General features: G+C 63.6%; 4 protein-coding genes. All 4 read left to right on the top strand.

The window, feature by feature from the left end; all coding sequences use genetic code 11:
• Nucleotides 1-2548 (top strand): tetratricopeptide repeat protein (locus tag IDM40_RS27690; RefSeq protein ID WP_216631404.1); only part of this gene is annotated, 2548 nt, incomplete at its 5' end.
• A 169-nt stretch (nt 2549-2717) separates the two neighbouring features.
• A complete protein-coding gene (locus IDM40_RS27685) occupies nt 2718-3206 on the top strand; it encodes a hypothetical protein (RefSeq protein WP_193125031.1) in 489 nt (162 codons plus the stop codon).
• A gap of 240 nt (nt 3207-3446) precedes the next feature.
• Complete coding sequence (locus IDM40_RS27680; RefSeq protein ID WP_193125030.1) at nt 3447-4082, top strand: DUF4334 domain-containing protein; 636 nt, start codon at nt 3447-3449, stop codon at nt 4080-4082.
• Between the two features lie 315 nt (nt 4083-4397).
• Nucleotides 4398-4658, top strand: a 261-nt coding sequence (locus IDM40_RS27675) for a hypothetical protein (RefSeq protein ID WP_216631403.1), incomplete at its 3' end; no start/stop codon positions are given.

Raw genomic sequence — 4658 nt, 5'->3', positions numbered from 1 at the left:
GGTCGATGACCTCTGGCCACCCGCCGACCAACCCAACGGACGGGTGCTGGTGACCACTCGCCGACGGGAGCTCACACTCTCGGTGCAGGGGCGCGAACTCATCGACGTCGACGTGTACACCCCGGAAGAGGCCCGGGACCTGCTCACCCATGCGCTGGACAGGGCGGGCATCGCCCACACCGACCAGCACATGCACGACCTCGCCGAAGCGCTGGGGTACCTACCGCTGGCGCTGAACCAGGCGGTCAGCTACATGTCCGCGCTCAGGCTCGATTGCCCTGCCTACCTGGAGCTCTTCCACGACCGGATGATGACTCTGGACGAGGTCTTTCCGGACTGGGAACGCCGTAGGGCGCTGGCCGCGACCTGGGAACTGTCAGTCGAGCAAGCCGACAGCTACAGGCCGCAAGGGGTGGCCCGTCCCCTGCTGGGGCTCATCGCGCTCCTCGACGGATCCGGGATCCCGGAGGACGTGCTCACTGCGAGCCCTGCCATCAGGTGGGTCGACCCGACAGCGCCTGCTCCCCCGGCCAAGAAGAGTGTCTGGAAGAAGCTCTCGAACGCCATCCGCGGCCATACTGGCGTTCCAGATCCCCTACCGCAACTGAGCATCGGCCCCCATGATGTGCGCGCAGCGCTGGCCAGCCTTGAACGGTTGAGCCTGATCTCTCGCACCAATCGCGATGACAGCCAAAATGATCCAAATGTGCTGCAGCCAGGGTCCTGGGTCGTGCGCTGCCACCAACTCGTTCAGCGTGCCACCCGCGAACACCATCTCACCGCTCCCACCCGAAAGGCGGTGCATGCCCTCGCCGATGCACTGATGGACGCGTGGCCAGAGATCGAACGCGACACAGCCCAGGCTCAACAGCTCCGCGATAACACTCACGTGCTTCGTAGTCATGCCAGGCCGGACCCCCAGAGTGGTGCGGACTGGCTATGGAACGAGCAAGCTCACACCGTTCTGTTCCAAGCAGGCGTGAGTCTGCAGTTCGCAAGCCGTTTCCAGGAAGCCATCACGCACTGGACAGAGATGCTCTCACTGCATGAACGCCTCCTGGGTTCCGAGCATCAGGACACTTTCAATGTACGAACCCATCTTGCCAGCTGTTATGTAACCTCAGAAGACTTGGCCGGATCTGAGAAGTTTCTTACTGACCTTCTCACGGACTGCCAGGGCACCTTCGGGCCCGACCACGAGATCACGCTCATCAACCGCAACAACCTCGCCATCTACTATTTCCATTCAGGTGACTTCTCCCGTGCAATCAACGAGCTTCAAGGTGTCTTGACGGCACAACGAAACAATCTCGAAACTGACACCCCCGAAACCCTCACAATCCGACACAATCTCGCCATTTGCTTCGCCGAAGAAAAGCAATACGAGCGGGCCTTCAAAATTCTTGAGGACGTTCTCTCCGATCGCCTCCGGATCTTGGGACCTGATCACCGCGACACGCTCGCTGTGCGCTATAGCTTCGCCGACTATCTCGGAAGATCCGGCCAGCACAAGCGGGCCATCCGCGCCCTCGAAGAAATTCACCTCTCCCAACTTCGCGTGCTCGGACCCAACCACCCAAGAACCTTCCTAACACGCCGAACTATCGCGATCAACTACGAGAAAGCCGGACAGCTTGAGCAGGCCATCAGCCTACTCGAGGAACTTCTTCCCGACCAACAAGGCGTCCTCGGACCGAATAATATTGAAACCTTAGCCACACACCACCGCCTAGCTTTCAGTCGCAGCAAAGCCGGACGGCTCAAACAGGCGATCAGTACGTTCAACAGCTTTCTTCCGGACCAACAGCGTGCCCTCGGCGATGATCACCCCAGGACCCTCACCACACGGCGCGACTTTGCCATCGCCCTCTCCATGGCGGGACATGTACATCAGGCCATCGACATTCTCAAACAACTTCAGCCCGTACAAATACGCGTCCTCGGCCCGGGCCACGAAGAGACCCTTGACTCCGGCCTCCGACTTGCCGAGCACTACCGAGATATTGGCAATACCATCCAGGCCACACATCAACTCGAAGTCGTATTCAGAGAAACATCCCGTTCCCTGGGCTCAAATCATCGTGACGTCTTCACCATGGCCGCCCTGCTCATGGACTGGCATTCCAAGGATGGAGACTCGTATGGAGTATTTCGGGCCTACAAAAACCTCGTTCTCGAGCACCTTCGACATCTCGGCCCGAATCACCGCCAAACCCTCACCAACCTGAGCGATCTCGACAATTCGCTGCGCGTTAGCGGTGACGTCACCGACGCCATCCGCATCTACGGGGAACTCCTTACCGGTTTCCTGGAAACTCTCGACCCCAACCACCCCCGGATCCTCGACATTCGCTACAAAATCGCCAACCTCCACTACCAAGCCGGGGAGGCCACGCGCGGTATCGAGCTACTGAAAAGCTTGATCTCCGACCACCATAGAATCCTTGGGGGTTCACACTTCCGTACCGTGGTCAGCGAGTACGTTCTTGAGAAGTGGTTCGAAGAGCAGGGTGCACAGGGAGCGGATGAAGACCCTGAATCGAGTTAACCGGCCCCACATAGAGAGGATCCTCAGCGAAAACCAAGCATGCTATGCGCATAGCGGCCCCTCCTTGGCCCCCTTTGCGCACCAAGCTCACCCGACATCTGCCCCCACGTCCGCCACGAGGCACCGACCTCGGCGAGACGGCGCAGACACCGCACAGGAACCTCGACATATGAACAAGACACGACGCTGGATATGGGCCGGCACGGCGGCCCTCGCGATCACGACCGCCCTGGCGGCCGGGCTCTGGTTCGGCGGCGGACCCACCACGCGTGACGGGTGGGAGGCGGCGTCCTGGGCCGCCGGCATCACCGCGGCCCTGTGGCTGGTCGTCACCGCCATCGCCTGGGCAGCCACCTCGCGCGGGCCCGAACAGTCTGAATCTTCCGTACCGTCCGAGCCCTCGGACGAGCCCTCGGCCAAGCCGAGGGGCGATGGCGACGGCAAGGCCCCGAACCCCGACGCCGCGGAGCCGCCTCCGTCACCGGCCCCCGACGGGCCCACACCCTCCTCGCACACCGTGAACACCATTTCCGGCGGGGTCCACGGCGACGCCCAGGCCATTCAAGGCGAGAACATCAACATCAAAAGCACGCACTACCGGGGCGACCACCACGACTACCGGGGCTCGACCTTCATCGACAAGCCGGACCGGGACTGAAAGCTCCGCGGGGAACCGCGCCACCGCGCCCCGGTGCAGGAACCCCGGCGCGGAACGCCGCCGCGTGCCCTCCATCCCCTTCGTCACCTCGGGCTCGGGGTTCTGGGCCTCTTCTCCGGCCCCTACACCCTTCGACCTCCCTCAACGCGCATTCCGTCAGCGCTGCCCCACGCCCTTCACACCACGACGTCCGGGCCCGTACTCTCGGCGAAACGCGACCGTTTCGAAAAGGGGGGCAGCATGCGATCGGAGCACGGCGAGACGCCTGCGGAACAGCGCAAACAGCCCCAACAGTTCGAGCCGCCCGAGGGGCTCCAGGGGCTCCAGGGGCTCGAGCAACTCGAGCACCTGGAAGCACGCGCCGCCCGCCAGGGCCACATCCCGCGCGCTGAAGCCATGGCGCTCTTCGACGCCCTCCCGCCGGTCACGGTCGCCGAGATGCTGGGCCCGTGGAAGGGTTCCGGGCTCAGCACCGGCCATGACTGGGACGGCCTGCTGGAGACCTTCGGCTGGCACGGCAAGCTGTTCGTCGATCCGGAGAGCGCCCACCCCCTGGTCTTCGAGGACAGCAAGGGGCTGTTCTCCGTCGACCCGGCGCTCCTGCCGTTGGGCGCGGTGACCCGGTTTCCGCAGGCGGCTCATGTGCCTCTGCTCGGTCGTGTCGGTCGGGGCTCACTGCGGCTGTTCCGCACTTCGAAACCGCGGGCCCGTCTGCGCATGGTCGAGTACCGCGGGGTCACGACCGGGACCATGTGCTACGACGCGCTGCCCATCAACGACCACTTCCGCAAGGTCGGCGACAACACCCTCCTCGGCGCCATGGACATGCGCGGGGTCAGCGCACCGTTCATGTTCGTGCTCCGCCGTGAGGGGTGACGTGAACCCCCGCGCGCGGCTCCCCGCGCCCGGTCTTCCGAGCTCGATTCAGAGGGCTGATTCACCTACCGGCGACGCCCATCACGCGGCGCGTGCCCCTTTTCCGCGAATTCGGGACCGCTATGCGCACGCCGCATGGCAATCCCGAACGCACACGAACCCGACCGGATCCCCGTGTGGGTAGGGATCCTGGGGACGGGACGGAAACCCCGCGCCACTAAAGCGCGTCACATGGTTACCGAGGACGTACAGCAACAACCGTCGACAGACGAAGACGGACAACTGACGACGGACGCAGGTGCACAGGAGCCCCCCTTGCCTGATCACGGAGCCGACGAGAACCCCCGCGCCAACCCCGACTCCGAGCGCGAACCGGAGCAGAAGGGCGATCGCGACCCCGGGTCCACGGACAACACCGGTCATACCGAGAACACGGTGTCCGGCAACATCGGCGGCAACGCCGACGTCTACATGGGACACCACGTCAACGTGTATCGAGGTACCTACGACGGTGACCACCACGAGCATCACCACCAGGCGCCCCACGAGGTCGACTGGCCTGTGCGCGTCGGCGCC

This window comes from Nocardiopsis coralli, from assembly GCF_014892575.1.
GTDB lineage: Bacteria > Actinomycetota > Actinomycetes > Streptosporangiales > Streptosporangiaceae > Nocardiopsis > Nocardiopsis coralli.
Note: the sequence above shows the minus strand (reverse complement) of the source record. Positions and strands in the feature narration are given on the sequence as shown.

Excerpts from the sequence above, each read along its gene's own strand:
- IDM40_RS27685 (WP_193125031.1), top strand. The coding sequence starts at position 2,718 with ATGAACAAGACACGACGCTGGATATGGGCCGGCACGGCGGCCCTCGCG.
- IDM40_RS27680 (WP_193125030.1), top strand. The coding sequence starts at position 3,447 with ATGCGATCGGAGCACGGCGAGACGCCTGCGGAACAGCGCAAACAGCCC.